The 24,969-nt window shown below is 64.1% G+C and carries 21 protein-coding genes; 12 read left to right on the top strand and 9 right to left on the bottom strand.

Annotation, left to right across the window (positions count from 1 at the left end; all coding sequences use genetic code 11):
- Nucleotides 1–116: 116 nt before the first annotated feature.
- On the bottom strand, nt 117–1,730 hold the full coding sequence (locus ACP2YO_RS33040) for an ABC transporter substrate-binding protein (RefSeq protein WP_426435318.1): 1,614 nt from the start codon (nt 1,728–1,730) through the stop codon (nt 117–119).
- 423 nt (nt 1,731–2,153) lie between these two features.
- Between ACP2YO_RS33040 and ACP2YO_RS33035 the strand changes: the two genes are divergently transcribed.
- The gene (locus ACP2YO_RS33035; RefSeq protein WP_426435317.1) at nt 2,154–2,453 is read left to right on the top strand and encodes an HU family DNA-binding protein; all 300 of its coding nucleotides are present in this window, start codon (nt 2,154–2,156) and stop codon (nt 2,451–2,453) included.
- An 83-nt stretch (nt 2,454–2,536) separates the two neighbouring features.
- Here ACP2YO_RS33035 and ACP2YO_RS33030 read toward each other — a convergent pair.
- The 3 genes from ACP2YO_RS33030 to ACP2YO_RS33020 all read right to left on the bottom strand — a co-directional run bounded on the left by ACP2YO_RS33030 (nt 2,537) and on the right by ACP2YO_RS33020 (nt 5,643).
- Nucleotides 2,537–3,485, bottom strand: a protein-coding gene (locus ACP2YO_RS33030; RefSeq protein ID WP_426435316.1) for an IS630 family transposase whose coding sequence is annotated in 2 segments (ribosomal slippage) — nt 2,537–3,148 and nt 3,150–3,485 — 948 coding nt in all. Because the reading frame shifts where the segments join, the coding sequence is not laid out codon by codon here.
- Between the two features lie 90 nt (nt 3,486–3,575).
- On the bottom strand, nt 3,576–4,355 hold the full coding sequence (locus tag ACP2YO_RS33025; RefSeq protein ID WP_426435315.1) for an SDR family oxidoreductase: 780 nt from the start codon (nt 4,353–4,355) through the stop codon (nt 3,576–3,578).
- Between the two features lie 301 nt (nt 4,356–4,656).
- On the bottom strand, nt 4,657–5,643 hold the full coding sequence (locus ACP2YO_RS33020) for an ABC transporter substrate-binding protein (protein ID WP_426435314.1): 987 nt from the start codon (nt 5,641–5,643) through the stop codon (nt 4,657–4,659).
- A 475-nt stretch (nt 5,644–6,118) separates the two neighbouring features.
- On the opposite strand from ACP2YO_RS33020, the gene ACP2YO_RS33015 reads away from it, so the two are divergent.
- From ACP2YO_RS33015 to ACP2YO_RS32990, 6 genes are read left to right on the top strand one after another with little or no spacing between them, the layout of a single operon-like run.
- Entirely contained in the window at nt 6,119–7,213 is a 1,095-nt protein-coding gene (locus ACP2YO_RS33015; protein WP_426435313.1) for an ABC transporter substrate-binding protein, read from the top strand.
- On the top strand, nt 7,191–8,201 hold the full coding sequence (locus ACP2YO_RS33010; protein WP_426435312.1) for an ABC transporter permease: 1,011 nt from the start codon (nt 7,191–7,193) through the stop codon (nt 8,199–8,201). The genes ACP2YO_RS33015 and ACP2YO_RS33010 overlap by 23 nt, the downstream gene beginning before the upstream one ends.
- Nucleotides 8,195–8,989 (top strand): ABC transporter ATP-binding protein, encoded by a 795-nt coding sequence (locus ACP2YO_RS33005; RefSeq protein ID WP_426435311.1) that lies wholly within the window; start codon nt 8,195–8,197, stop codon nt 8,987–8,989. Before ACP2YO_RS33010 ends, ACP2YO_RS33005 begins: the two co-directional genes overlap by 7 nt.
- Entirely contained in the window at nt 8,983–10,155 is a 1,173-nt protein-coding gene (locus tag ACP2YO_RS33000; protein WP_426435310.1) for an acyl-CoA dehydrogenase family protein, read from the top strand. Before ACP2YO_RS33005 ends, ACP2YO_RS33000 begins: the two co-directional genes overlap by 7 nt.
- A gap of 32 nt (nt 10,156–10,187) precedes the next feature.
- Nucleotides 10,188–11,282 (top strand): LLM class flavin-dependent oxidoreductase, encoded by a 1,095-nt coding sequence (locus ACP2YO_RS32995; protein ID WP_426435309.1) that lies wholly within the window; start codon nt 10,188–10,190, stop codon nt 11,280–11,282.
- A complete protein-coding gene (locus ACP2YO_RS32990; RefSeq protein WP_426435308.1) occupies nt 11,279–12,220 on the top strand; it encodes an ABC transporter substrate-binding protein in 942 nt (313 codons plus the stop codon). The genes ACP2YO_RS32995 and ACP2YO_RS32990 overlap by 4 nt, the downstream gene beginning before the upstream one ends.
- Nucleotides 12,221–12,491: 271 nt before the next feature.
- On the opposite strand, the gene ACP2YO_RS32985 is transcribed toward ACP2YO_RS32990, so the two are convergent.
- A complete protein-coding gene (locus ACP2YO_RS32985) occupies nt 12,492–13,589 on the bottom strand; it encodes an ISAs1 family transposase (protein ID WP_426435191.1) in 1,098 nt (365 codons plus the stop codon).
- Between the two features lie 306 nt (nt 13,590–13,895).
- Here ACP2YO_RS32985 and ACP2YO_RS32980 point away from each other — a divergent pair, with 306 nt between their 5' ends.
- Together ACP2YO_RS32980 and ACP2YO_RS32975 are read left to right on the top strand one after the other, a co-directional pair.
- Complete coding sequence (locus tag ACP2YO_RS32980) at nt 13,896–14,741, top strand: CmcJ/NvfI family oxidoreductase (RefSeq protein WP_426435307.1); 846 nt, start codon at nt 13,896–13,898, stop codon at nt 14,739–14,741.
- 215 nt (nt 14,742–14,956) lie between these two features.
- Nucleotides 14,957–16,201, top strand: a complete 1,245-nt coding sequence (locus ACP2YO_RS32975) for an MFS transporter (RefSeq protein ID WP_426435306.1) — start codon at nt 14,957–14,959, stop codon at nt 16,199–16,201.
- Nucleotides 16,202–16,381: 180 nt separating this feature from the next.
- On the opposite strand, the gene ACP2YO_RS32970 is transcribed toward ACP2YO_RS32975, so the two are convergent.
- From ACP2YO_RS32970 to ACP2YO_RS32955, 4 genes are read right to left on the bottom strand one after another with little or no spacing between them, the layout of a single operon-like run.
- A complete protein-coding gene (locus ACP2YO_RS32970; RefSeq protein ID WP_426435305.1) occupies nt 16,382–17,143 on the bottom strand; it encodes an anti-sigma factor family protein in 762 nt (253 codons plus the stop codon).
- A complete protein-coding gene (locus ACP2YO_RS32965) occupies nt 17,140–17,670 on the bottom strand; it encodes an RNA polymerase sigma factor (RefSeq protein ID WP_426435304.1) in 531 nt (176 codons plus the stop codon). The genes ACP2YO_RS32970 and ACP2YO_RS32965 overlap by 4 nt, the downstream gene beginning before the upstream one ends.
- Entirely contained in the window at nt 17,667–19,124 is a 1,458-nt protein-coding gene (locus tag ACP2YO_RS32960) for a YncE family protein (protein ID WP_426435303.1), read from the bottom strand. The genes ACP2YO_RS32965 and ACP2YO_RS32960 overlap by 4 nt, the downstream gene beginning before the upstream one ends.
- Nucleotides 19,124–19,612 (bottom strand): DUF305 domain-containing protein, encoded by a 489-nt coding sequence (locus ACP2YO_RS32955; protein WP_426435302.1) that lies wholly within the window; start codon nt 19,610–19,612, stop codon nt 19,124–19,126. The genes ACP2YO_RS32960 and ACP2YO_RS32955 overlap by 1 nt, the downstream gene beginning before the upstream one ends.
- A 264-nt stretch (nt 19,613–19,876) precedes the next feature.
- On the opposite strand from ACP2YO_RS32955, the gene ACP2YO_RS32950 reads away from it, so the two are divergent.
- From ACP2YO_RS32950 to ACP2YO_RS32940, 3 genes are all read left to right on the top strand, one after another.
- Nucleotides 19,877–21,532, top strand: a complete 1,656-nt coding sequence (locus ACP2YO_RS32950) for a hydantoinase B/oxoprolinase family protein (protein ID WP_426435301.1) — start codon at nt 19,877–19,879, stop codon at nt 21,530–21,532.
- Between the two features lie 7 nt (nt 21,533–21,539).
- Nucleotides 21,540–23,579, top strand: a complete 2,040-nt coding sequence (locus tag ACP2YO_RS32945) for a hydantoinase/oxoprolinase family protein (RefSeq protein ID WP_426435300.1) — start codon at nt 21,540–21,542, stop codon at nt 23,577–23,579.
- A gap of 205 nt (nt 23,580–23,784) precedes the next feature.
- Complete coding sequence (locus tag ACP2YO_RS32940; protein WP_426434110.1) at nt 23,785–24,798, top strand: IS5 family transposase; 1,014 nt, start codon at nt 23,785–23,787, stop codon at nt 24,796–24,798.
- The last annotated feature ends 171 nt before the right edge of the window (nt 24,799–24,969 follow it).

The raw sequence follows: 24,969 nt of genomic DNA, 5'->3' as shown, positions 1-24,969 counted from the left end.
GGTACAGGTCTATCGATAGAATCAATGTCGCGGAGAGAGCCCCTCACCCCAACCCTCTAAGAGCGAGCTTCGCTCGTCTCGACCCCGCAAGAGCGGGGCGAGGGAGAAGTGGAGTCTCACGCCGAAAGCCAAAGATCGTGCCAGCTCGTCGAGCCCCAGCGCGGGGTGTTGGAATGGTTGCGCGCCTTCGCTGTGATCACGGTAACGAAGATCTGCTCGATCGGCATCCAGACCGGCAGCTCGGTGTTCACCTCCTTGACAAACTCGGCATAGAGCGCCTTGCGCTTGACCGGGTCGACTTCGGTGGCGGCGTCGTCGATCGTCTTGTCGACGGTCTTGTCTTCCCAGCCCCACTGGTTGGTCCACGGCGCGCCCTTGGGCTGGCCGGAGCGGTACCACACCGTTGTCGAGACCGCGGGGTCGTTGCGGTACTGGTGCCAGCCGGTGGCGAGATCGAAGGCGTGGTCGTCATAGACCTGCTTGAGGAAGCCGCCGCCGTCATTGCGCACGATATCGACCTGGATGCCGACTTCCGACAACGACTGCTGGATGAAGGTCGACCACAGCGAGATGTCCTCGCCCCACGGCGCCGGCAGCAGCTTCAGCGAGAAACGGCTGCCGGAGCTCGCCTTGAAGCCGGCTTCGTCGAGCAGCGCGATCGCCTTGGCCTTGTCGTAAGGGTATTGCGGCGTATTCGACCCGGGATAGAAGTCGGCCGAGGTCGACGGGATCGGCCCGGTGCCGAGTTTGGCAAAATCGCCGAGGAAGTTGTCGATGAAGAACGGCACGTTGATCGCGTGCGCGATGGCGCGGCGGACGCGGATATCAGCCAGTTCCTTACGGCGGAAGTTGAATTCGATGGTGTTGGTGCGGGCGTTGCCTTCATTGCCCTTGGTCGTGACGATGAAGCGCTTGTCCTTGGCCAGTCGTCCCATGTCGGAGATGGTGAGCGAGGAGAACGGGCTGTATTGCAGTTCGCCGGCCTCCATCTGCGTCGCTGCTGCGGCGCGATCGGTGATCACCTTCCAGACGATGCGGTCGAGATAGGGCGCATTCGGCCGCCAATAATCCGGATTGCGGTCGGCGATGACATATTGGCCGCGCTCGTATTTGACGAATTTGAACGGACCGGTGCCGACCGGCGCCAGATTGGTCGGGTTCTGCCTGATGTCGCCGCTCTCGTAGAGATGCTTTGCCGAGATGTAGCCGAGATCGGGCAGGGCACGGAGCAAGAGGTTCAGCGGCATCGGCCGCTCATAACGAAAGATCGCGGTCTGCGGGTCCGGCGTGTCGACTGCGGTGAGGAAGAGCTGCAGCGTCGATCCGTAATTGAGGATCTTCTTCCACATGTTCATGGCGGTGAAGGCGACGTCATCGGAGGTGAACGGCTTGCCGTCATGCCAGGTGACGCCCTTGCGCAGCTTGAAGGTGACGGTCTTGCCGTCGGGCGTTGCCTCCCAGCTCTCGGCGAGCACACCGACCGGCTGGCCGTTGGCGTCGAGGTCGACCAGATTCTCCTGGATCTTGCCGCCGATGATGTAGACGCCGGTCGAGGCCTGGATGCTCGGGTTGAGCTGGCGCTGCTCGGCGGGGTATTGCACGTTGAACACGCCGCCCTTGCGCGGGGTTTCCTGCGCGAACGCCCGCATCGGATTGATGACGTTGGCCGCGATGGCAGCCGAGGTCAAAAGGGCCGTGCGGCGGTTGATCTCGAGGCGGGTCAAATCCATACGCGGGGTCTCCAAAGCTTACATCAGATGGTCCGCCATTGGGTCATGGCCGGCTTTGGCCGATGTTACGATGGAAAGGGAATCTGAGTCATTTTCTAATGCCTCGGCCTTTTGGAGGATCATTTCCAAAACCAGAAGTCGCGCCGCAGACCTTCGCAACTCGAATCCGGACTGGCGTTGTCGTGCCTCGCGGCGACGTGAGGTGCGTGCAGTGATTCGCTCCGGAGCCCGCTTTTCGCAGGCAAGGACGCGCGCAAACCCTGTTATTTCAGGGCTCCGAGGCATCTTGACTTGGAAAAACCCCGGAAAATTCGCTGATTCGGGCACTATCCACAGCGATATTGCTGTGGGGAGTGCAGAAAAGCCTGTTTTTTTCGGCGTTTTTCGCCATATCGTTGCCGCTCCAGAATCAATGGAGCAACCATGGCTACCCAATTGTCGAAGTCGCAAGTGATCGAGAAGATCGCGACCACCACCGAACTTTCCAAGCGCGACGTCAAGAACGTGTTGGACACGCTCACTGACGTTGGCCACAAGGAGCTGAAGAAGGCCGGGGTGTTCCTCGTCCCCGGCTTCGCCAAGTTCGTCGTGGTCAAGAAGCCTGCGACCAAGGCGCGCAAGGGCACCAACCCCTTCACGGGCGAGGAAATGATGTTCAAGGCCAAGCCGGCCAGGAAGATCGTCCGCGCACGGCCGGTCAAGGCCGCCAAGGACGCGGTTTAAGAAGTTAAAGGCCTCCGGTGACGGAGGCCTTTTGCTTTTGAGCCTGCTGTTCCTGACTTAGGTTGCCAGCGTTCTAGAGCGTTTCACGATTTGGCGGAAGCATAACCTGCGTTGGCGAAATAGTTGCTGCATTCGCGGGGCTGGATAGTTGCAACAAGGTCGCCGATGTGACGCCAAGTGTCTTCGAGGGTGCGCTTCTGGGCGATGCGCATCCAATGCTTGATTTTAGCAAAGGCCTGCTCGATCGGATTGAGGTCTGGTGAGTAAGGCGGCAGATACCAGAGCTTGGCGCCGGCGCCGCGGATGGCGCGGCGCAGAGCGGCCGACTTATGGCTGCCGAGATTGTCCATGATGACGATGTCGCCCGGCTTGAGAACGGGGATGAGCTGCTGTTCGACGTAAGCTCGGAAGCACTCGCCGTTGATTGGCCCATCGAAGACGCAAGGGGCCGTGAGGCCATCGCAACGCAGAGCGCCGAGAAAGGTCAGCGTTCGCCAGTGGCCGTGCGGGGCAAAACCTCCCACTCGCTCGCCCTTCGGTCCCCATCCGCGCAGCGGGGCCATGCTGGTTTTGATCCAGGTCTCATCGATGAAAACCAGGCGCTGGGGATCCAGGCTGGCCTGCCATGACCGCCAGCGTCGCCTCCGACGCGCAACGTCAGCGCGGGCTTGCTCGAGGGCGAACAGCGTTTTTTTTGAATCGCAGCCCTTCGCGCCGCAGGAATGTCCAGACCGCATTGTGAGAGACCTTGACCCCGCGCGCAGCGAGTTCGTCCTTCAACTTGTGCAGCGTCAGATGCGGTGTCTGGCGAATCCGCTCTTTGATGAACGCGCGGTGCGGTTCCAGCACCGGCTTCCGGTGCCCGCCCATTTTGCCCGGCGCCACTGAGCCGGTCGCCCGGTAGCGCTGCGACCACTTCACTACAGAGGACACTGCAACACCAAACCGTGCCGCCACTATACGGCAGCTCTCGCCAGTTGCCACCGCTGCCACCACGCGCTCTCGCAGGTCATTGGAAAGAGGTCGGCCCATCAGATGCTGGCCCCCAGCCCAGCCAGCATCTTGAATCACAAACCGCCCCTCAGGGGAATCCCTCCCGATTCATCCTAGCCATGAACCGCTCTAAACCACCGGCGATCGGCCGCCATCGACATTGATGGCGGTGCCGGTGATGTAGGAGCCTTGGTCGGAGGCGAGGAAGCAGGCGAGGTTGGCAAACTCCTCCGCCGTGCCGATGCGGCCGAGCGGCGTTCCCTTGGCAAGGCCCTTGGCGAACTCGTCGAAATCCATGTTGGGCGATTGCGTCGCGTGGCGCTTGACCCACTGATCGCTCATGATCAGGCCGACCAACAGCGCATTCACCAGGATGTTGTGCTCGCCGCCTTCATTGGCCATCACCTTGGTCAGCGCCATGCCGGCGGCGCGCGACACCGAGGTCGGCGCGGAATGGCCGGCCGGCGCCTTCGCAAAGGTGTTGAGCACGTTGATGATGCGGCCCCATTTGCGCTGCTTCATCCCACCCCAGACCAGCCGGCTGAAGCGGATCGCGGCGAACAGCTTCAGGTCGAGGTCTTCCTGCCAGTCCTCGTCGCTGATGTTTTCGAAGGCCAGCGTGCGCGCCGTTCCCGCGTTGTTGACCAGCACGTCGATCCCGCCGAGATCGGCGACGATCCTGTCGTGGGTTTTCGTGATGTCGGCAGCCTTCGACACATCGCAGACGTAATCGCGGACCGCGAGCCCATCTTTCGCCAGCGCCTCGCGCGCGGCCGCGAGGTCGGCTGCGCCGCGGGCCAGGATCGCCACCTTGGCACCTGACTCGGCAAACCGCCGCGCCACCGCGATCCCGATGCCCTTGCTGCCGCCGGTGACCACGGCGACGCGGTCTTTCATGGATAGGTTCATTGTTGTTCTCCCTGGGCACGATCCCCGGGGAGAAGCGTATCAAACCGAGAGCGCGACCAACAAGGTCATGCAGAGCAGGTGTGCTGCGACGATAAGTACGAGATGGAGCGGGCTGGACATTGGGGGCGTCTCCGGAGTGCGGTGAGGCGGGCACCGTTCTCTGGCTCCTCACCCTGAATGGGGGAGGGCGGGGTGGGGGTTGCTCTCCACGAACGCTGGCGCTTGAGGAGGCAGGATCCCCACCCGGTCTGCGCTGACGCGCAGCCCGACCTCCCCTTTTCAAGGGGAGGTAAACGACCCGCTAGTTCAGGCTTGCGTTCGCCGTAAAGCTGCGGTCGACGGCTTCGCCGACATCGAGCGTCTTCGACAGGATGCCGTACCGCGTCGCGCGATCGGAAGCCGCCTGCACCTCTTTCACCACGGCCTCGTCGATCGCGATCGGTGAGGTCTTTTGCGCGGTGTAGGCGGCGAGCAGCACGTCCTCCGGCAGCTTTGTCAGTTCGGCGGTGCTCTTCGCATACTCGGCGAGATGGTCGAGCGACCACAGCCGCGCTCTGTTCAGCCGTTGCACGAGATCCTGCACCGCGGCACGCTTGGTCTCGATCGCGTTGTCGGAGGCGACGATGAAGGTGATGGTCGGCGTCAGGCCCTCGCCATCGGCGATAACCCGCGCTTTGTCCTTTAGCGTCGCGTAGGAGACGTAGGGCTCCCAGATCGCCCAGCCGTCGATCGAATGGGCGAGCAGCGCGATTTTGGCGTCGACCGGACCGAGCGGCGCGAAGGTCGCGTCCTCGATCTTGCTGCCGCTCTTCTCCAGCGTCGCGTCGATCAGGAATTGGCCCCAGCCGCCGCGCGTGCCGGCGAGCCGCTTGCCCTTCAAATCAGCCGCGGACTTGATCGGTGAGTCTGCGCGAACCAGGATCGCCTGGGTCTTCGGGTCGGCGCGTGTCCCGCCGATCGCCTTGATCGGCGCGCCCGCGGCGTACACCGAAAGGAAGGCGAGATCGCCCGTATAGCCGACATCGAGCGCGCCGGCATTGAGCGCTTCGAGGATCGGCGCGGCCGCCGGAAATTCCGCCCACTCGATCTTGTAGGGCAGGTCTTTTGCGAGGCCGGAAATCTCCAGCAGCGAACGATTGCCGCCCTTCTGGTCGCCGACGCGCAGCACGATGGTGTCGGCGGCGAAGGCTGCGACCGATGTCGACAACGTGATCGCAGCTGCGATCAGCGCGGTCGCCGTGCGGCGGGTGAGCGAATGGGGCGAGCCCGGGCGGGTCAGTTTGCGCATATCCATTTCTTTCCGATTCATTGGCTGCTGCAAGGAAGCGCATCAGCGTTCGATCAGGTTGATAGGCAACCTGTTCGCCGTCAACGAAACGGAAAACTGAATTCCTGCGCTGCGCAGCAAGGATGATCTCGTCGAGCATGGCCTGAGTAGAAGAGGTTACGCGCCTGATTGAAAAATGCTCAATTGCAATGCGATCCGCGCCGGCGCGCGGCGCATCTGTGCTCCAATTGGGCTGAAATCCTTTCATCGTCGCGCGATGCGTTCGTGGAGATAATCGCTGCCACCCCGGCAACATTAGAAATTCCATTTCATTGACGATGACGACATCGCACCGCATCATTTGCGTGTTGCTTTGATGGCGATGGCGCCGGAGAGACCAGCTTTTCTACAACACGAGCTTCGATCGAGAGACGCGCAAACGGACAAGTTTGAGCGCGGGCGGAGCTGTGCCGGAATGCGAAATGCAGGAGTGAAGATGTCGACGGATAACAACAAGACGGTGATGGATCGCCGCACATTGCTGCGCGCGGGAGCCGCCGCGGCGTTTGCGGCGCCCATCGGGGCGTTTGGCGCGCAGGCCTTCTCGGCGCGAGGTCCGGTGCCGGCGATCGACTTCTCGGAATTCCCGGTCTGCAAGACGGCGTCCGATGCGCCGCCGCTATCAGGCAGCCCGCGCAAGCTGAAGCTGTCATGGAATGCGGGCGCGGTCTGCCTGGCGCCGCTGCCGGTCGCGATCGACTACGGCTTCTTCCAGAAGCAGAATCTCGAGGTCGAGCTCGTCAATTATTCGGGTTCGACGGACCAACTGCTGGAGGCGATCGCCACCGGCAAGAGCGACGCCGGCCTCGGCATGGCGCTGCGCTGGCTCAAGCCGCTGGAGCAGGGCTTTGATGTCAAGATCGCCGCCGGCACCCATGGCGGCTGCATGCGGGTGCTGACGCGCGGCAATTCCGGCGTCGACAAGCTCGCCGATCTCAAGGGCAAGGCTGTCGCGGTCGGCGATCTCGCGGGGCCCGACAAGAATTTCTTCTCGATCCAGTTGTCCAAGCTCGGCATCGACCCGGTCAAGGACGTCGACTGGCGCGCCTATCCCGGCAACCTGCTCAACCTCGCCGTCGAGAAGGGCGAGGTGCAGGCATTCCTGTCGTCGGATCCACTGGCCTATCTCTGGCTGAAGGACCCGCAGTACAAGGAGGTCGCCTCCAACCTCGACGGCGAATACAAGGACAAGAGCTGCTGCATCGTCGGCCTGCGTGGCAGCCTGGTGCGGGAGGAGCCGCAGGTTGCGCGCGCCATCACCCAGGCGTTGTTGGATTCTGCAATGTTCACCTCGCAGAATCCAGACAAGGCGGCGAAGTCGTTCCAGCCCTATGCGCCGAAGGCCGCGAGCCTCGCCGATCTCGAGGCGATGGCGCGCTACCACACTCATCACCATCATCCGGTGGGAGAAGTACTCAAGCGCGAGCTGAAGGGCTATGCCGACGACTTGAAATCGGTCTCGGTGTTCAAGCCGAGCACCGATACAGCCAAATTCGCGGAGCGGATCTATGTCGACGTACTCGGTGTCTGACGCGGCGGCGCCCCGCGCCGCAACGACATGGGTAACTCTGCGCAGCGGTGGCTATGGTGTAGGCCTCGCGGCGAGCCTCGCATGGCTCGCCTTCGGGCTGGCATGCCTGTACTGGCCGGATCTTGGCGACTGGTCACGCACGGACTCACTCGGCATCGGCGCCATCGTGGTCGCCGCCTTCGTGCTGTTCGGCACCTTCGGCGCCGACTATCTCGGCAATGCAGGTGAGGCATTGCGCAAGCGTACGCTGTGGCTTGTCGCGCTCGGCGCGTTCCTGACGCTGTGGGAGGTGGCGACCGCCAAGTTCGCCTGGCTGCCGCTGCCGTTCTTCCCGCCGCCGCAGGCAATCCTCGAGGTCTATACCGACGATCTGCCAAAGCTGCTCGACAGCGTGTTCGCCTCGGTCAAGCTGCAACTCGGTGGCTACATCATCGGCGCGACGGTCGGCTTCCTGACCGGCGTCTCGATCGGCTGGTCGCAAAAGATCGGCTATTGGGTGCATCCGGTGCTGCGCTTCATCGGCCCGCTGCCGGCCACCGCCTGGCTGCCGATCGCCTTCTTCTCCTTTCCGTCGAGCTGGAGCGCCTCGACCTTCCTGATCGCGCTCGCCACCGGTTTTCCGGTGACGGTGCTGACCTGGTCGGGCGTCGCTGGTGTCAACAGCGCCTATTACGACGTTGCCCGCACGCTCGGTGCCAAGCCGTCGTTCCTGGTGCTGAAGGTCGCGATCCCGGCGGCGCTGCCGCATGTGTTCGTCGGCCTGTTCATGGGTCTCGGCTCGTCCTTTGCCGTGCTCGTCGTTGCCGAAATGATCGGCGTCAAGGCGGGTCTCGGCTGGTACCTGCAATGGGCGCAGGGCTGGGCGGCCTACTCCAACATGTATGCGGCGTTGATCGTGATGTCGCTGCTGTGCTCCGGCGCGATCACGCTGTTGTTCCGCACCCGCGATCGCCTGCTGGTCTGGCAGAAAGGTGTCGTCAAATGGTAGCGCAAGCCGCCGAGGCCATCACCTATCCCGCGGTCGGCGCTGCGCTCGACATTGAAGGTGTCAGCCATGCCTTCGACATCGATGGCGCCACGCTTCCGGTTCTCGACAATGTGAGTTTGTCGATCGCGCCCGGCGAATTCGTCGCACTGCTCGGCCCATCCGGCTGTGGCAAGTCGACCCTGCTGCGGCTGGTTGCCGGGCTGGAGAAGCCGCGCGCCGGCGCGCTGCGGGAGGATGAAATCCGCATCACCGGGCCACATCCGTCCCGCGTCGTCGTGTTCCAGGATCCGACGCTGTTTCCGTGGCGCTCGGTCTGGGACAATGTGGCGCTCGGGCTGGAAGCGCAGGGCATCCTGAAGACGCAGCGGCACCGGGTCGACGCGGTGATCGAATTGGTCGGGCTGTCGTCGTTCCGCAATGCCTATCCGCATCAGCTCTCCGGTGGCATGGCGCAGCGCGTGGCGCTGGCGCGTGCGCTGGTCAACGATCCAAAAATCCTCGTGCTCGATGAGCCGCTCGGCAAGCTCGACTCGCTGACGCGGATCGCGATGCAGTCCGAGATCGTGGCGCTGTGGCAGCGCAAGGGCTTTACCACGCTGCTCGTTACCCACGACGTGGAAGAGGCGCTGGTGCTCGCCAACCGGGTCGTCGTGCTCAGCGATCGCCCGGCGCGGATCACGGCCGATATCGCCGTGGAGCGGCCTTATCCGCGTCATCGCGGCGATCCTTATCTTGCCGAGCTGCGCAAACAGATCCTCGGCCTGCTCGGATTGGAGGCGACATGGTGACGATAGCTGCCAGGGAGCTGTCGTCCACCGGCGAGCCCGACTACGTCGTGCGCGCGTTGCAGCTCGCCGATGTATTTGCCGCGCGTGCCCCCTCCCATGACCGCGATGCCAGCTTCCCTTTCGAGAATTTCGCTGACCTGTCGCGCGAAGGACTGCTGGCGCTGACCGTGCCGGCAGCGCTCGGAGGAGTGGGGGCAGGCGCGTGCGATACCGCGCGCATCCTCGGCATCATCGCCAAGGCCGATCCGTCGACCGCCCTTGTCCTTTCGATGCACTACATCCAGCATCTGGTGATGGCGCGCAGCACGCGCTGGCCCGGTCGTCTCTCGCGCAAGCTCGCCAGGGAAACGGTCGAGGGCGTGGCACTGATCAACGCATTGCGGGTCGAGCCCGAACTAGGCTCGCCTGCACGCGGCGGCCTGCCGGCGACATCAGCGCGGCGCACCGAAACCGGCTGGCGGCTGAGCGGCAGGAAGATCTATTCGACCGGCGCGCCGATCCTGAAATGGTACGCGGTCTGGGCCAAGACCGACGAGACCGAGACGCGGGTCGGGCTGTTTCTGGTTCCGGCCGGGTTGCCGGGAACACGGATCGAGCAGACCTGGGATCACCTCGGCCTGCGCGCCAGCGGCAGCCACACCGTGATCTTTGACGATGTCGTGTTTCCGCTGGATTCCGAGATCGACGTCCGCAAGCCTGACGAGTGGAGGGTTCCCGATTTCACGCACAGCGTCGTGCATGCCATCTTCGTGGCCGCGATCTACGACGGCGTCGCGCGCGCGGCCCGCGACTGGCTCGTCACCTTCTTGAGGGAGCGGGTGCCCGCCAATCTCGGGGCGCCGCTGGCGACGTTGCCGCGCATGCAAGAGGTGGTTGGCCGCATCGAGGCGCGGCTCGCCGTCAATACGCGCCTGATCGAGAGCTTTGCCGCCGATTTCGATAACGGCTTCCCGCTCACCGCGATCGAGTCTAACATCGTCAAGCTGACGGTGACCAACAACGCCGTCAAAGCGGTGGAGGATGCCTTGTCGCTGACCAGCAATCACGGTCTGTCGCGAACCAATCCGCTCGAGCGTCATTACCGCGACGTGCTGTGCGGCCGCGTCCATACCCCGCAAGACGATGCCACCCGTATCTCCGCCGGACGCCTTGCGCTGGGCGTTTGAAAACAACAGTCAACGAAACCGGAGTTGCTGCCATGTCCGTCGAGTTCATCGGCTTCATCACCAACAACAATTCTTCCGAGACCGTCGTCCGTTCCGGCCCGGTGCTCGATCCGCCCTATATCGAGACGGTCGCGAAGGCGCATGAGCTCGCGGGCTTCGACCGCGCGCTGCTGGCGTTCCATTCGACCACGCCCGATGCGTTGCAGGTCGCCCAGCATGTTCTGACCATCACCAAATCGCTGAAGGTGATGATCGCGCAGCGGCCGGGCTTCACCGCGCCGACGCTTTTGGCGCGGCAGCTCGCGACGCTGGACCAGTTCTATGGCGGCCGCGTCTCGCTCCACGTCATCACCGGCGGCAACGCCATCGAGTTGCGCCAGGACGGCAACACGCTCGACGACAAGGACGAGCGCTACGCCCGCACTAACGAGTTTCTCGATGTCGTGCGGCTGGAATGGACCAGCGAGAAGCCGTTCAACTACACCGGCAAATACTACAACGTCGAGGACGGTTTTTCGACGGTGAAGCCGCTGCAGAAGGGTGGCGTCTACACCTTCGTCGGCGGCGGATCGGACGCTGCGATCGAGGTCGCGGGCAAGCACGCGGATACGTTCGCGCTATGGGGCGAATCCTATGCGCAGGTCCGCGACGTCACCGCGCGGGTGCGCGCTGCCGCGGCAAAATACGGCCGGCCAACGCCGCGCTTCAGTCTGTCGGTGCGGCCGATCCTGGCCGATACCGAGGAGAAGGCTTGGGCGAAGGCCGATGAGATTCTGGAACGGGCCACCGCGTTGCAAGACAAGACCGGCTACCGCCGGCCCAACCACGCGACCGATGGCGCCAAGCGGCTGCTGGCGCTGGCCGATCAGGGGGCGCGCATCGACAAGCGGCTGTGGACCGAGATGGCAAAACTCACCGGCGCGAACAGCAACACCACGGCGCTGGTTGGCACGCCCGAGCAGGTCGCCGAGGTGTTCGGCGACTATTACGACCTCGGCGTCAGCCACTTCCTGATCCGCGGCTTTGATCCGCTGGTCGACGCCATCGAGTATGGCCGCGAACTGATCCCGCAGACGCGCAGGCTGATCGCCGCGCGCGACGAGCAGCGGGGGATTGCCGCGGAATGATCCGGTTTGTTGTCGCGGCAGCGATTGCGCTCGCCGCCATCGACGTTGCCGCCGCACAGACCGTGCTGCGTGTCGGCGACCAGAAGGGCAATTCGCAGGCCGTGATGGAGGCGGCCGGCGTGCTCAAGGACGTACCCTACAAGATCGAATGGAAGGAGTTCGCCGCGGCAGCGCCGTTGCTGGAGGCGCTGGGCGCAGGCGCGATCGACACCGGGTTGGTCGGGGATGCGCCGTTTACCTTTGCCGCCGCCGCCAACGTCCCGGTGAAGGCGATCGCTGCCGTGCGGCAGTCGCGCGAGGGGCTCGCGATCGTGGTGCCGGAGAAGTCCGCGATCAAGAGTTTTGACGATCTGCGCGGCAAGAAGATCGCAACCGGCCGCGGCTCGATCGGCCATCAGTTGATCCTGGCCGCGCTGGAGCAGCGGAGATGGCAGGCCAGCGACGTGCAGATCGTGTATCTGGCGCCGTCGGATGCGAAGGTCGCCTACACGCAAGGCTCGGTCGATGCATGGTCGACGTGGGAGCCTTATGTCAGCCAGGAGGAGGTGCTGTTCAAGTCACGCGGCGTGATTACGGCGGAGGGCATCACGCCCGGCATCGGCTTCCAGGTCGCGACGCCCGATGCGATCAAGGACAAGCGTGCGGAGCTCGAGGATTTCGTGCGCCGGCTGACCGCCGCGCGCGCCTGGTCGCAGGGCAATGTCGAGAGCTACGCCGCCACCTGGGGCAGGCTGATGAACATTCCGTCCGCCGTGGCGCGGAACTGGCTGGCGCGGGCCAAGATCCGGATCGTTCCGATCGATGACGGCGTGGTGGCCGACGAGCAGAAGACCATTGATCTCTACGACCGCTGGGGCCTGATCCGGCAGAAGGTCAATGCCGCCGATATCGTCGATCGGTCGTTTATCGGAGCTGTCGAGAAGAGCACCGGGCTTTAGTTTTGCTCGCATAGGCGGTGCGCTCCTTCTCCCGCTTGCGAGGCGCATGTTGAGAGAGCATGCCGCGTGGCACCCCTCTCCCTAACCTCGAGAGCGAGCTTCGCTCGCCTCGGACCCCGCAAGGGGGGAGGGAACCCTTTCGACCGTGCCTCCCTCACATCGGCGCAGGTAGCCTGGCATGGGTCGGCCGAAGCGATTGGGATTGCTTTGGTCAACCGATCAACGTGTGATGAGCACATCGGTAGGGCTCCCTCCCCCCTTGCGGGCAGGGCTATCGCATGTGGCCGAGGAGTTCAAAAAGGAAGGCATCGTTCCATCCGGCGCGTTTGAGCTTGCCGCGCAGGGAGACTGTGGTGTCTGGGTGAGCCTGGGCGACGTTGAGGGCCAGGCGGCGAAGCACGGCCAGATTGGCCGGTCCGTTGTCTTTGCGATTGCGAGCAAGATCCTCGTCGAGGGTGACGTCGAGCGGCCAGTGAAGGCTATTTTCGATGCCCCAATGAGCGCGGACGATGCGCAGGACCTCTTTGCGGCTATAGGGGCGGCTCATCAGGAAGTAGCGCTCGACCGTGTCGTCCTGGCCCCGCTTGCTGGTGATGCGGGCAACAGCTTTGAGGCCTGGAAAGTCGTGCTTCCTGGCCATGTCGGGAGCCGGTGCAACGAGAGCAACACGCTTTTCGTTGCGTCCATGTTCAGCGTCTTTGGTGGTGAGCGAGGTCTTGCCCTTGCGTTTGGCGGCGCGGATTGCGGCTTTGGCATCCTCCAACAGAGTAGGCTGGTTCGCCTTCACCGCCAGCACGTAGTCGCCGCCCCGTTCCACGATCGCCTTGGCCATCGCGCGGTGGCAATGCAGGGCGTCGGCTGTGACCACGCAGCCCTTGAGCTGCAGAAGCGCAAGCAACTGCAGGGCGCCATCGGCTTCGTTGTTGTTCGGCGCCAGCACATTGGCGAGCGCCATGCGCGTCTGCGCCGCCCAGGCGGTCACCATCACCGGCGGCATGTGGCTCTTGCCGCGTTCGTAGCCGCGCCGCAACGCTTTGCCGTCGAGCGCGATCACCCCGCGTGGCCGCTTGATCTTCGCGCCTTGCGCAAAGGCCTTCATGAAGCGCCGAAACGCGACCTCAAACGCCTTCGGGTCAAGCATCCGGAACACCCGACTGAATGTGTCGTGGCTCGGCAGACCGTTCTTAAGCTCCAGCACATCCTGCCAAAGATAGGCCTTCATCCGGGCAAACAGCGCCATGTCGGTGCAACTCGTCGCCCCGCACAGCGTCGCCATCAGCGCGAGGAACAATATCTCGGTCAGGTCATGCAGCGCGTTGTCGGCCCGCGGGTCGGGCAACTCCGAAAAGCATTCCGCAAATCTCTGCATCGGCTGCTCCCTCAAGATCAGGAGCTATCCTCAGAATCCTTTTCTTCCGATTTGGCAACTACTTGCAGGCACGCACATGCGATTCCCCTGCCCTTGCGGGGGAGGGCGGGGAGAGGGGTAAGCCGCGAGTCGGTCCGTTCGTGTGACCGCGAAATAACCATCCACGCGATGCCGACGACAACGGAAGGATTTTCCTCGTTCCTTACCGGAGAGAATAGGAACGTCGCTATTTTCGCTGCGGCCTTGCCGGCCCCTCCCGCACCGCCAAAATGAGACAACACGAACAATCGAGTCCGGGAGATCACCATGGGCCTTCAAGAAACTCGCATCGAGTCGCTGCCGTTTGTTACCGCTGAACTCAACTATCTCGCACCGACGCCGGGCAAGCCCCGGACCTACGCCTTCGATCCTCCGCCCGGCGAACCCAAATCGACCGCACTGCCCGAACCCCACAACGTTCCGATCTTCGACGGGCGCCTCATCGCCAACAATTTCTCGCTCGATCGCGAAGGATTTGCGCTGGTCAAGCACCCGACGGCCGTCAAGGATTTTTACGAGGACAACCAAGTTCGGAACGTCTACTACCCGGCCGTCGAAGCCTTCCTGAAGGCGACGCTGAAGGCCGACCGCGTCCTCATCTTCGACCACACCGTGCGCAAGCGCATCGACGGTGCCGCTGATGTCAGAGGCGGCAGCCCGCGCCAGCCTGCGACCCGTGTCCATGTCGATCAGACCGACATCTCCGGTCGCAACCGCGTGTTCGAGCATCTGCCTGACGAGGCCGAGGAGCTCGTGAAGGGCCGCGTCCAGGTGATCAATCTGTGGCGTCCGATCCGTGGCCCGTTGCGCGATTCGCCGCTCGCGATGGCCGACGGCACCACGATTGCGCCGGGCGATCTCGTCGCCTCCGACCTGATCTATCCGAACCGCAGCGGCGAGACCTATTCGGTGAAGTACAATCCGAACCATCGCTGGTTCTACATCCCCGAGATGACGCCCGACGAGGCGATCCTGCTCAAGTGCTACGACTCGGCGACCGATGGTCGTACGCGGTTCGGGCCGCACACCGCCTTCGTCGATCCGACGACACCAGCGGATGCGGCACCGCGCGAAAGCATCGAGCTGCGGACGCTGGTGTTCCATAAGCCTTGAAGTCACCTCGCCCCGCTTGCGGGGAGAGGTCGGATCGCCGCGAAGAGGCGATCCGGGTGAGGGGGTACAGGACTATCCGGTAACCACCATCTCAGCGGTGAGAGCCCCTCACCCAGCCCTCTCCCCGCGAAGAACGGGGAGAGGGCTAACCAGATTGCCGCCATCGTCCCAATAGTGTTACGCCCTTCCCAAAGCGCTCGGGGAAGAGACGATTCGTGGACGGCGTAACGACGACTGACGATGCGGGGATCGATCTCCGCACACTGATTTTTGCGCTTCTGGCGTTGGCCTGCGGCCACATGCTGTCGACGTTGCTGCGGACGATACCGGCGATCAGCCTCGACCTGATGGCGTCCGATTTCGGCACTTCGCCACAGGCGCTCGCGAGCCTCACCTCGATCTATCATTTCTCCTTTGCCGCTGCGCAAGTTCCAGTCGGCGCCGCGATGGATCGCTTCGGTGTGCGGCCGGTGTCATTGTGTCTTTTGGCCGGGACCGTGGTCGGGACGCTGGTCTCGGGGCTTGCGGTCGGGCCGGCGAGCTTCGTGCTCGGCCAGCTTCTGCTCGGCGTCGCCACCTCGGGCATGCTGATGTGCCCGATGACGCTCGCGGCCAAGCAAATGTCGGCCGCGAAGTTTGGCCTGTGGTCCGGGATGATCCTGTCGATCGGCAATATCGGCATGCTGCTGTCCTCAAGCCCGCTCGCCTTCGTCGTCGACCAGTTCGGCTGGCGGGCCGGCTTCTGGATCGCGGCCGGATTTGGCGTTGCCGTGCTGATCGCCGTGTTCGCGCTGGTGCCGCGGCAGCCCGCCGCCCATGCCGATGATTCCTCACCGCTGCAGCAGATGACCGAGGTGCTGCGGCTCGGCCTGTCGCGTGGCCTGCGCGGGCTGATCGCGCTGTCGCTGGTGTCGCTCGGCGCTTCGCTGGCGTTGCGCGGACTGTGGGGTGGCCCGTGGCTGATGAATGTGAAGGGCCTCAGCCGCATCGAGGCCGGCAATTTGCTCGGCCTGTTCACGCTGGCGATGATCATAGGTCCGATCTGCATCGGCGCCTTCGATCGCAAGTTCGGGCATCGCCGCGCCATGGTGGCGGCCGCTCACGCGTTGGCCGCGCTGCTGCTCGCGCTGATGGCGGCAGGCGCGCCGCATCTTCCGGTCTCCAACCTGTTCGGCGTCGCCGTGATGCCGTCGCAATATGACCTCGTGCTGCTGATCCTGATCGGGCTGACGACCTCGGCGCAGCCGCTGATCTTCGGCATGACGCGGCAGCTCGTCGACGCCCAGAACACCGGCAAGGCGTTATCGGCGGTCAACCTCGCCTTCTTCCTCGGCGCCGCGCTGATGCAGTCGAGCACCGCCGGCATCGCGGCGCTGTTCGGATTGCCGGCGGTGCTGTTGTTCATGGCGGTCGCGCTGCTGATCGGGACAGTACTGTTCCTGGTCTATACGCGCGCTTGAGGCAAAATAGGTTTACCTCTCCCTTGGGAGAGGTCGGCGCGCAGCGCCGGGTGAGGGGTTACGGTCTCTCGTTAGAGCTGCGGCCCCTCACCCGATTTGCTACGCAAATCGACCTCTCCCCGACGGGAGAGGTGAAACCGAACCCGAGGCAAGATCGATTAAACCTGACTTCATCCGGCTTTAGATCGTCCGCGCCTGCTTTCGAATCTCGTTGGCAAGCGGTCTCAGCGTTTCGACGGTGCGTGGCCCCACGAGGCTATAGCCCAGTCCATCGTCAGCCCAGGTGAAGCCGGCGACGCCGTCGCCCGACAGCGGGACCATCGGCGCGTTCTGATCTGCTATCATCGGGCGCGTCAGCACGACAAGCCGGTCACCATGGTCATCGTCGTACATGAACATCGCCGCAGGACCGTGCGCGGTCGGCACCACGCGTCCGCCCATCGAGCGATATCCTGACGTCGTCAGGTCAGGCAGTTTGACCGGTTGATGCAGTCGGCTGGAGACCCAATCGACGAGCTCCGTGCTGTCACGCAGCTCGACCGGCCGGGTGCGATCGGAGGCGTAGACGTTGTAGGAAGCGCTTGCCTCCTGGGCGAGCGCGGCAATTCCGCCCGCCGGCGCCAGCGTCGCGCCGCGCATCACCCATCCGCCGAGACCGCCGATGCACAGCATCAGCATGGCTGCGATCGCCCAGCGGAATGACGAGGGACGGCGGCGGCTCTCGATCATCCGGGCAAGATTGAGCTGCGGCGGCAGCGGCTCTTCCGCAATCGGTGCCAGAGCCGCGCGCAACAGGCTGCGCTGGTCCGAAAAGCCAGCGACACGCTTTGCCACATCCGGATGACTCTCCAGATAGGCGGTGACCTCGGCTTCGCGTTCCGGCTGGAGGGCACGGTCGACATAGGCGTGCAGATCGTCTTCCGTGATGGGGCGATTGCTCATGGGTTGCTCCGCAACTGCACGACGTTCCCTGATGGGCGGTCCGCGGGCCTCTCGATTTCCTGCTGCAACCGCTCGCGGGCGCGCGACAGGCGCGACATGACAGTGCCGACGGGAATGTTGAGGACTTTGGCAGCCTCTGCATAGGTCAGGTCTTCGACGGCGATCAGCAGCAGCACGGCGCGTTGCTCGTCGGGAAGTCTGGCGAGTTTCGCGAGCGCTTCTTGGTAGATCATTGTCTGTTCCTGCACCGCGTTCTGCCCGACCTCTTGTTCGTGCACCTCATCGATGGTGACGTGTTGGCCGCGCGTCGCCGCGCGGCGAAACTGGTTGACGGCCAGGTTATGCAGGATCGCGAATAGCCATGACCGTGGATTGCCGTCTTCGCGGCGCTGGTCCCAGTGACTGACGGCGCGCTCCAAGCAGTCCTGCACCAGATCGTCGGCCGTCGCGTGGTTGCGGACCAGCGCGCGCGCATAGCGGCGCAACGCTGGAATGAGCGGCTCGATCTGGTGCAGCATGTCGCTCAAGGTATCTGGACCTGCACGGCTGCGCCGAGCTTTGACGGCTCGCCAGCAGAAATGACGAGGTAGCGCCGTTCGGCCTTGGCCGAGCTTTGCACGATCTGGCGGATTGGGCCAGCCGCGTCGACGATCGCGGAGCCAGCAGGATTGGTCATGAAAGCTGCCAACGGCTGCACCATGCCTGTCCCATCCGCCTTCTCGGCCAGCGCAAGGACATAGTGCTGCTTCGGCTCGAGCCCGGTGACGGACGCTTGCAGAACCTGGATCAAGCCTTGATCGAACAGGGAAACGCTGGTCGGCGGCTTGTCGCCCTTGGCCTCTTTCTTCGGAGCTAGCGTGAGGTGAGCGACCTGGCCGGCGACGCCGAGGCTCTGGAGATTCTCGCGGTCGTCCGGATTGGGGGCGGCTTCCGGCACATAGGCGATCGCCTGCGGTGCCTGGCCGATCGGGATGTTTGATATCACCTTGTTGGTCGCGGTGTCGATCGCGGTGAGCGCGTCGCCATTCTCCAGGCCGACATAGATCCGCGAGCCATCGCCGGATGGCCAGATGCCATGCGGGAGGTTGCCCACGGGAATGGTGGCGACCTCTGAGAAGTCGTCAGTCCGAAATACCTTCACCTCATTGAGGCCGCCGATGGTTACGTAGGCGAAGGTCCCCTTGGGAGTCCTGGCGAAATTGACGTGATTGGTGATCGGACCGGTGTCGATCGTCTTGATCGGGTTGAATGGTGGCTTGGCGTTGAACACCTGGGTCTTGCCGATATCCTTCAGCGTGAACCAAACCTGCTCGCCATCGGGCGTGGCCGCGATGTTAGGGCAGAACGGGCTCTCCTGCTTAACCTTTGCAACGATCTGATGGTCGGCGACCGAGACCACGTCGGTCTCCGGATTGAAGGATGAGCAGATGTAGCCGTATTTCCCGTCGGGCGAAAAGATTTGCATGCCCGGACCGGGCGGCACTTCGATGCGCATCGTTTCCTTGAAAGTCGCCGCGTCGATTACTGAGATGTAATTCTCGCCCCGCACGGTGACCCAGACCTCCTTGCCCTCAGGCGTGAAGAAGGCTTCGTGCGGCGATCGCCCGACATAGGTGATGTGCTTGACCGCGTTTGTCGTCGTATCGATGAAGGTCACTGAATTGGAGCCGATCGAGACCACGGCAAGGGTGTGATGATCGGGCGAATAACCCATGCCGTGGACCAGCACCTGGCCCTTGTAGAGCGGGCTGAAATTGCCGGGCTGCGGATCGCCCAGCCTGATGACGCCGAGCAGCTTGTTGTCGACGGGATCGGTGACCGAAACCGTGTTTGAGAACTGCTCTGCCGCATAGACGCGGTCGTGATGACTGATCGGAATATCGGGCGAGGCTGCAGCACCCGGCGCCTGCCCGGCGAAGGCAGAAGTCGACATCGCGATCACGGTGGTGGCCAGCAGGCCCTTCAGGACTTGGCGATTCATCACTTGATCTCCTGCTTCTTCATGTCGTGGGACATGTTCATGTGATCGTGAGCGGCCGCAGTCGCCGGACCGGGTTGCGTCGGGGCCGGCGCAGAGTCTGTAACCTGTTCGCCGATCGCAAGCTTCATGGCCGCAATCTCCTGCATCTGGTCGACGATAATCTCCTGCGCGATGCGGCGCAGTTGCTCGTTCTTGCCGTAGCGGAGCTCGATCACGGCCATGTCGATCGCGCCCTGGTGATGCGGCGTCATCATCGCGACGAAGTCGCGGTCGATGTCGCCGCTCGGCTTGGCGGCCATGTCGTTCATCATCTTGGTCATCGCGATGTCGTTGTCCGCGAGGAACGCCTTTTCATCGCCCGTCGGAGCAGCCTGGGCCGGCTGATGCGCGTCTTGCGCTGATGCCACCGGAGGGACGGCAAGGACAAACAGGACACGCATGCCGAGCAGTGCGGCGCGGATGCCGGGTCTGAAAAGTCGTGGGATCATCACGTTCACCCTGGAGATTGACGGGGAGGCCCGCGCGAGCCGTTTGCCTGAAGCAATCGGCTTGCAGGGGTGTGACGCGGAGCGCGGAGTTCTATTCCGAGGTGCGCAGATTTTTGCCGATCACGACTTGCTGATCGGTGAACCTTGCGGCCCGAGGCGCCGGTTTGCGATCCGGAAGCCTCTGGGTATAAAGAGGGAATTCCGGTTTCGATCGGCCGGTTCCTCGACCTCCATTCGCGCATCCCATGCGCCAACAAGGCAAAGATGTCCGCCAAGATCGATCCGATCACCCGCTCCGTCGTCCAGCACCGCCTCTCGTCGATCGTGAAGGAAATGGGCGAAGCCATGCTTCGCACCTCCTATTCGCAGATCCTCAATTCCAGCCGGGATTTCTCGCTGGCGATCTGCGACACCAGCGGCCGGCTGATCGCGCAGGCCGACCATATCCCGGTCCATGTCGGCGCACTGCCCTGGGCTACGCTCGCGGTGGAAGAACGGTTCAAGGATATCGCGCCCGGCGACGTCATCCTGCTCAACGATCCCTATCAGGGTGGTGGCAGCCATCTGCCCGATCTGACCGCCTTCGTGCCGGTGTTCGACGGCGGCAAGCGGCTGCTCTGGACCATCGTGCGCGCGCACCAGAGCGACATCGGTGGTGCCACCCACGGCGCCTACAATCCGGCCGCCACGGAAATCTATCAGGAAGGCATTCGGATCCCGCCCATCAAACTCTACGAGGCCGGCAAGCCGCGCGAGGATCTGCTCGATCTGCTGGCGCTGAACATCCGTAACCCCCGTGAATTCCGCGGTGACCTCGCGGCGATGCTGGGCGCCGCGCATCTCGGCGAGCGGCGGGTGGCAAAACTGTTCAACGAGTTTGGTGCCGAGGTCGTTGAGGCCGCGATCGAGGCCATTCTCGACGCCACCGAGCAGCAGACCCGTGCCGTGGTCTCGACCTGGAAGGACGGCGTGTTCCACGGCGAGGCCTTGCTCGACGACGACGGCCACGGCCGTACCGACATCAAGATCGCCGCGAAAGTGACCAAGAAGGGCAGCGACATCGAGGTCGATCTCTCCGGCTCCGACCCGCAATCGACCAGCTTCGTCAATTCGTCGCATGCCAACATGCAGGCCGCGGTCGCGATGGCCTTTGCCTACTTGATCGACGCCGATATCCCCAAAAACACCGGCGCGCTGCGGCCGCTGAAGGTGGTGGCCAGGCAAGGCACCATCGTCTGGGCCGATCCCGGCCGTCCCGTTACCTTGTGCACCAGCCATCCCTCGAACGAGATCGTCGAGGCCATCATCAAGGCGATGTCGGCATCGTGTCCGGACCGTGTGATGGGCGGCTGGGGCCGCAGATTCCGCATCGCGATCCAGGGCGAGGATCCGCGCAACGGACGCAGCTTCATCTGGCACATGTTCCAGGCGCGGCCCGGCGGCGGTGCCTCGCCCGGCGGCGACGGCTATTCGTCGATCGGCGAGTGGCACTCGGTCGGCGGCCTCAAATTCGGCAGCCTCGAGGTCGCCGAGGTGCGCTTCCCCCTGCATTTCCGCCGGCACGAATTCCGTCCGGATTCCGGCGGCGACGGCCAGCATCGCGGCGGCCTCGGTGTCGCGCTCGACATGGTGCTGGAAATCGCGAAGCCGGCCAAGGGCAACACCGCCGGCGACGGTGCGCGTCATGGCCCGTGCGGCATGCTCGGCGGCGAAGATGGCGAGCCGCATCACTATCGCCTGCTGTCGGAAGGCCGCGAGCCACGGGTGCTGAAGACCAAGGAGGTCGGCATCGAGCTCCGTCCCGGCGATTGCCTTGAAATTCGCTCCTCCGGCGGCGGTGGTTGGGGACCGCCCCAGAAGCGGACGGCAGAGGCGCGTGCGCGCGATGTTGCGCAGGGTTTGATTTCGAAGGCGGTGTAGGGAAGCGATGTTTACAATCGGAATAGACGTCGGCGGCACCTACACCGACCTGGTTGCCACGGATGAAACCGGGCGCACCGTTTTCGCAAAATCGCCGTCGACGCCGGCCGACCAATCGATCGGCGTGATGGCCGGCCTCGACGAACTCGCGCGCCGCCTGGGCGTGACGCGGACGGCAATGCTGACTGATACCGATCGGCTGGTGCATGGCACGACGGTCGCGACCAACGCGCTGCTGGAGCGCAAGGGCGCCAAGGTCGCGCTCTTGACGACCGCGGGCCATCGCGACGTCGTCGAGATGCGCGAAGGGCTGAAGCCCGACCGCTACGATCTGCGCACGCCGCCGCCCGAGCCGCTGGTGCCGCGCGAGCGTCGTTTTGGCGTCCGGGAGCGCATGAAGGCCGATGGCAGCGCGGCCATCCCGCTCGATGCCGGCTCGCTCAGCGCTGTCATCGCCGATGTCAAAAAATCCGGCGCGACCTCGGTCGCGGTCTGCTTCCTGCACGCCTATCTCAACCCCGCGCATGAGCTCGCTGCGGTCGAACGGCTCGCGAAGGAGCTTCCCGACATCAGCGTGTCGCGCTCGAGCGACGTGTTGCCGCAGATCAAGGAATATGAGCGCGTCTCGACCACCATCGTGAACGCCTATGTTCAGCCTACGGTGCAGCGCTATCTCACCAATCTCGAACAGCGCCTGCATGAGGCCGGCTTCAAGGGCTCGCTCTTCGTCGTGCTCTCCCATGGCGGCATGGCGCCGGTGGAGGAGGCCTCGCGGCTCGCCGCCGGCACGGTGCTGTCGGGGCCGGCCGGTGGCATCTCGGGCAGCCGCCGCTGCGCAGGCATGCTCGGGATTCCTGATCTGGTGCCGTTCGACATGGGCGGCACCTCGACCGACATCTCGCTGATATCAGGTGGCCAGGCGTCGCTCTCCGCCGACGGCATGCTCGCCGGCCAGCGCATCGCGCTGCGCAGCCTCGATATCGCGAGCATCGCGGCCGGCGGCGGTTCGATCGCGAGCGTCGATGGCGGCCGCACCTTGCGGGTGGGGCCGGAGAGCGCGGGCTCGGTGCCGGGGCCGGCCTGTTACGGCAATGGCGGCCTTGCTGCCACCGTCACCGATGCCAATGTGGTGCTCGGCTATCTCGATGCCGCAGCCTTCATGGGCGGCGCGCGGCCGCTCGATCGCACAGCCTCGGAGGCCGCGGTCGATCGCATCGCCGCTGCGCTGGATCTATCGCGGCTCGACGCCGCCGCCGGCATCGCCAAGATGATCAATCTGAAGATGGCCGACGGCATCCGCCTGATGACGCTGCGCCGCGGCGTCGATCCTCGCAAATTCGCGCTACTGAGCTTCGGCGGCGCTGCCGGCATGCACGCTGCGGAAGTCGCGCGCGAACTCGAGATCAAGCGCATCATCGTGCCGACGGTCGCCTCCGTCCTCTCGGCCTGGGGCATGCTGACCAGCGATCTCCGCTACGAGGTCAGCCGCACCCACTACGGCACCGGCCGGATTTCCGCCGGCGAGATCCGGGCTCTGTTCGCCGAACTGGAAGACCAGGCAGTGGGCCGGTTGCGCACCTGGTTCAAGGGCGACATCGCCATCGAGCGTTCGGCCGAGATGCGCTATGGCGAGCAGGTGTTCGAGATCGACGTGCCGTTCGGCGACCTCGATCTCGGCACTGCCGATCTGGTCGCTGACATCGAGGACCGTTTCCACCGGCGCCACGAAGAGCTCTACACCTATGCCTCGCGCGGGCAGGAGGTGGTGTTCGTCAACGCCCGCGTCGCTGCCGTGGGCAAGGTCGCGCAGCGTGGCAGCGATGTCGGCGCAGTGTCGTCGTCTGCGTCATGCGCGCCCCGAACCAGGCGGCAGGCCTGGTTCGGCGCCTGGCGCGAGGTGCCGGTCTATGCGCTCGACGATCTCAAGCCCGGACAATCGCTCACCGGCCCCGCCATCATCGAGGCCGAGACCACGACTGTCCTGGTCGACACCGGTGACCGCGTCGCGGTCAATCCGCTGGGTTGGCTCGATATAACATTGCGCTGATCGCCGCGAGCGAAGCTGCACTCCCTCTTCCGCTTGCGGGGGAGGGCCGGGGTGGGGTCTCACCATGAGCAGGACCGTCATTATCTGGAGATAGCCCCCACCCGGATCGCATCTTTCGATGCGATCCGAGCTCCCCCGCAAGCGAGGGCTTTGCGTAAAGGCGAATCTGCGATTCTCTAAGACCGAGCTGAACATGGAGCTGGGGATGGCGTATCGGCAGGTTGGGCAAGCGAGCTTCGCAGATGCGCTGGCGTCGCGGCGGGGGAAAGGGGGTGCGGTGCTGAGGCGGATTTGCGAGCTGGTCGATTGGGCGGCGATCGAGCGCGTGCTGCGCGGCCTCCCGGAACCGGAGCGTGGCGCGCCGCCCTATCCGCGGCTGGTGATGTTTAAGGCGCTGCTGTTGCAGCAATGGTACGGGCTGTCCGATCCGGAGCTGGAAGAAGCGCTCGATGACCGGACCTCGTTCCGAGAATTCTGCGGCTTTGTGCTCGGTGACGAGACGCCCGACCACACGACGATCTGGCGCTTCCGCGAAGCTTTGCAGCAGGCCAGTCTGGACGAGACGCTGTTCTCCGAGATCCTGCGCCAGATCGACGCGCGCGGGCTGGTGCTGCGCCGAGGCACATTGATCGATGCCAGCCTGATCCCGTCGGCGGTGAAGCCGCCGAAGCCACCGAAGGAGCCACTGCCGCCCGGCCCGGACGGGCGCGCGCCGAGCAAGCTGGTCAACAGCGAGCGCGATGCGGATGCGCGATGGACCAAGAAGGGTGGCAAGCGGTACTTCGGCTACAAGGCGCATGTCGGCGTCGACCAGAGCTCGGCGATCATCCGTCGCAGCAAGCTGACCGACGCCGCGGTCAACGACACGGTGCCGGCCGACGAGTTGATCAGCGGTGACGAGAAGGCGGTCTACGCCGACCAAGCCTATGACAAGCACGAGCGCCGCGCCGGGCTCGCGGCCCGGGGCATCAAGCCGCGGCTGATGTTCCGGCCCAACAAGCATCATGCCCTGACCGAGCGACAGAAGCGCTTCAACGATGCCGTGGGACGGCGCCGCGCGCCGGTCGAGCAAGTCTTCGCGCGCCTCAAGGGCGTCTACGGCTGGGCCCGCGCTCGCTATCTGGGCCTGGCACGCAACCACACTCATCTGCGCCTTCTCTGCCTGGCCATGAACCTCAAACGATGGGCAATATTGCGCCCAATCGGAGTTCCGGCATGACCGCCGCTCCGCAATACTGTCGATCGGCTGGGCAAACGAGGCCGTACATCCTCGCGCGCCGTCCAAGAGCAAGCAAAAAAATCCCTGATACAGGCCCTCACTCCCGCAGAGGCGATTGCGCAAAGCCCTCGCAAGCGGGAGAGGTGAAGGTAGCCCGGCTTTGCCATCAAC

Origin of the sequence: Bradyrhizobium genosp. P, from assembly GCF_049949265.1 — a bacterium.
Lineage (GTDB): Bacteria > Pseudomonadota > Alphaproteobacteria > Rhizobiales > Xanthobacteraceae > Bradyrhizobium.
The sequence above is the reverse complement of the archived record's forward strand: the minus strand, read 5'-3'. Positions and strand labels throughout refer to the sequence as shown.

What these genes read in the sequence shown, in the direction of transcription:
- ACP2YO_RS32990 (WP_426435308.1), top strand. Translation starts at nt 11,279, where the DNA reads ATGATCCGGTTTGTTGTCGCGGCAGCGATTGCGCTCGCCGCCATCGAC.
- ACP2YO_RS32945 (WP_426435300.1), top strand. Translation starts at nt 21,540, where the DNA reads ATGTTTACAATCGGAATAGACGTCGGCGGCACCTACACCGACCTGGTT.
- ACP2YO_RS33000 (WP_426435310.1), top strand. Translation starts at nt 8,983, where the DNA reads ATGGTGACGATAGCTGCCAGGGAGCTGTCGTCCACCGGCGAGCCCGAC.
- ACP2YO_RS32955 (WP_426435302.1), bottom strand. Translation starts at nt 19,612, where the DNA reads ATGATCCCACGACTTTTCAGACCCGGCATCCGCGCCGCACTGCTCGGC.
- ACP2YO_RS32940 (WP_426434110.1), top strand. Translation starts at nt 23,785, where the DNA reads ATGGCGTATCGGCAGGTTGGGCAAGCGAGCTTCGCAGATGCGCTGGCG.
- ACP2YO_RS33040 (WP_426435318.1), bottom strand. Translation starts at nt 1,730, where the DNA reads ATGGATTTGACCCGCCTCGAGATCAACCGCCGCACGGCCCTTTTGACC.
- ACP2YO_RS33005 (WP_426435311.1), top strand. Translation starts at nt 8,195, where the DNA reads ATGGTAGCGCAAGCCGCCGAGGCCATCACCTATCCCGCGGTCGGCGCT.
- ACP2YO_RS33020 (WP_426435314.1), bottom strand. Translation starts at nt 5,643, where the DNA reads ATGCGCAAACTGACCCGCCCGGGCTCGCCCCATTCGCTCACCCGCCGC.
- ACP2YO_RS33010 (WP_426435312.1), top strand. Translation starts at nt 7,191, where the DNA reads ATGTCGACGTACTCGGTGTCTGACGCGGCGGCGCCCCGCGCCGCAACG.
- ACP2YO_RS33025 (WP_426435315.1), bottom strand. Translation starts at nt 4,355, where the DNA reads ATGAACCTATCCATGAAAGACCGCGTCGCCGTGGTCACCGGCGGCAGC.
- ACP2YO_RS32995 (WP_426435309.1), top strand. Translation starts at nt 10,188, where the DNA reads ATGTCCGTCGAGTTCATCGGCTTCATCACCAACAACAATTCTTCCGAG.
- ACP2YO_RS32980 (WP_426435307.1), top strand. Translation starts at nt 13,896, where the DNA reads ATGGGCCTTCAAGAAACTCGCATCGAGTCGCTGCCGTTTGTTACCGCT.
- ACP2YO_RS32950 (WP_426435301.1), top strand. Translation starts at nt 19,877, where the DNA reads ATGTCCGCCAAGATCGATCCGATCACCCGCTCCGTCGTCCAGCACCGC.
- ACP2YO_RS33015 (WP_426435313.1), top strand. Translation starts at nt 6,119, where the DNA reads ATGTCGACGGATAACAACAAGACGGTGATGGATCGCCGCACATTGCTG.
- ACP2YO_RS32960 (WP_426435303.1), bottom strand. Translation starts at nt 19,124, where the DNA reads ATGAATCGCCAAGTCCTGAAGGGCCTGCTGGCCACCACCGTGATCGCG.
- ACP2YO_RS32970 (WP_426435305.1), bottom strand. Translation starts at nt 17,143, where the DNA reads ATGAGCAATCGCCCCATCACGGAAGACGATCTGCACGCCTATGTCGAC.
- ACP2YO_RS33035 (WP_426435317.1), top strand. Translation starts at nt 2,154, where the DNA reads ATGGCTACCCAATTGTCGAAGTCGCAAGTGATCGAGAAGATCGCGACC.
- ACP2YO_RS32985 (WP_426435191.1), bottom strand. Translation starts at nt 13,589, where the DNA reads ATGCAGAGATTTGCGGAATGCTTTTCGGAGTTGCCCGACCCGCGGGCC.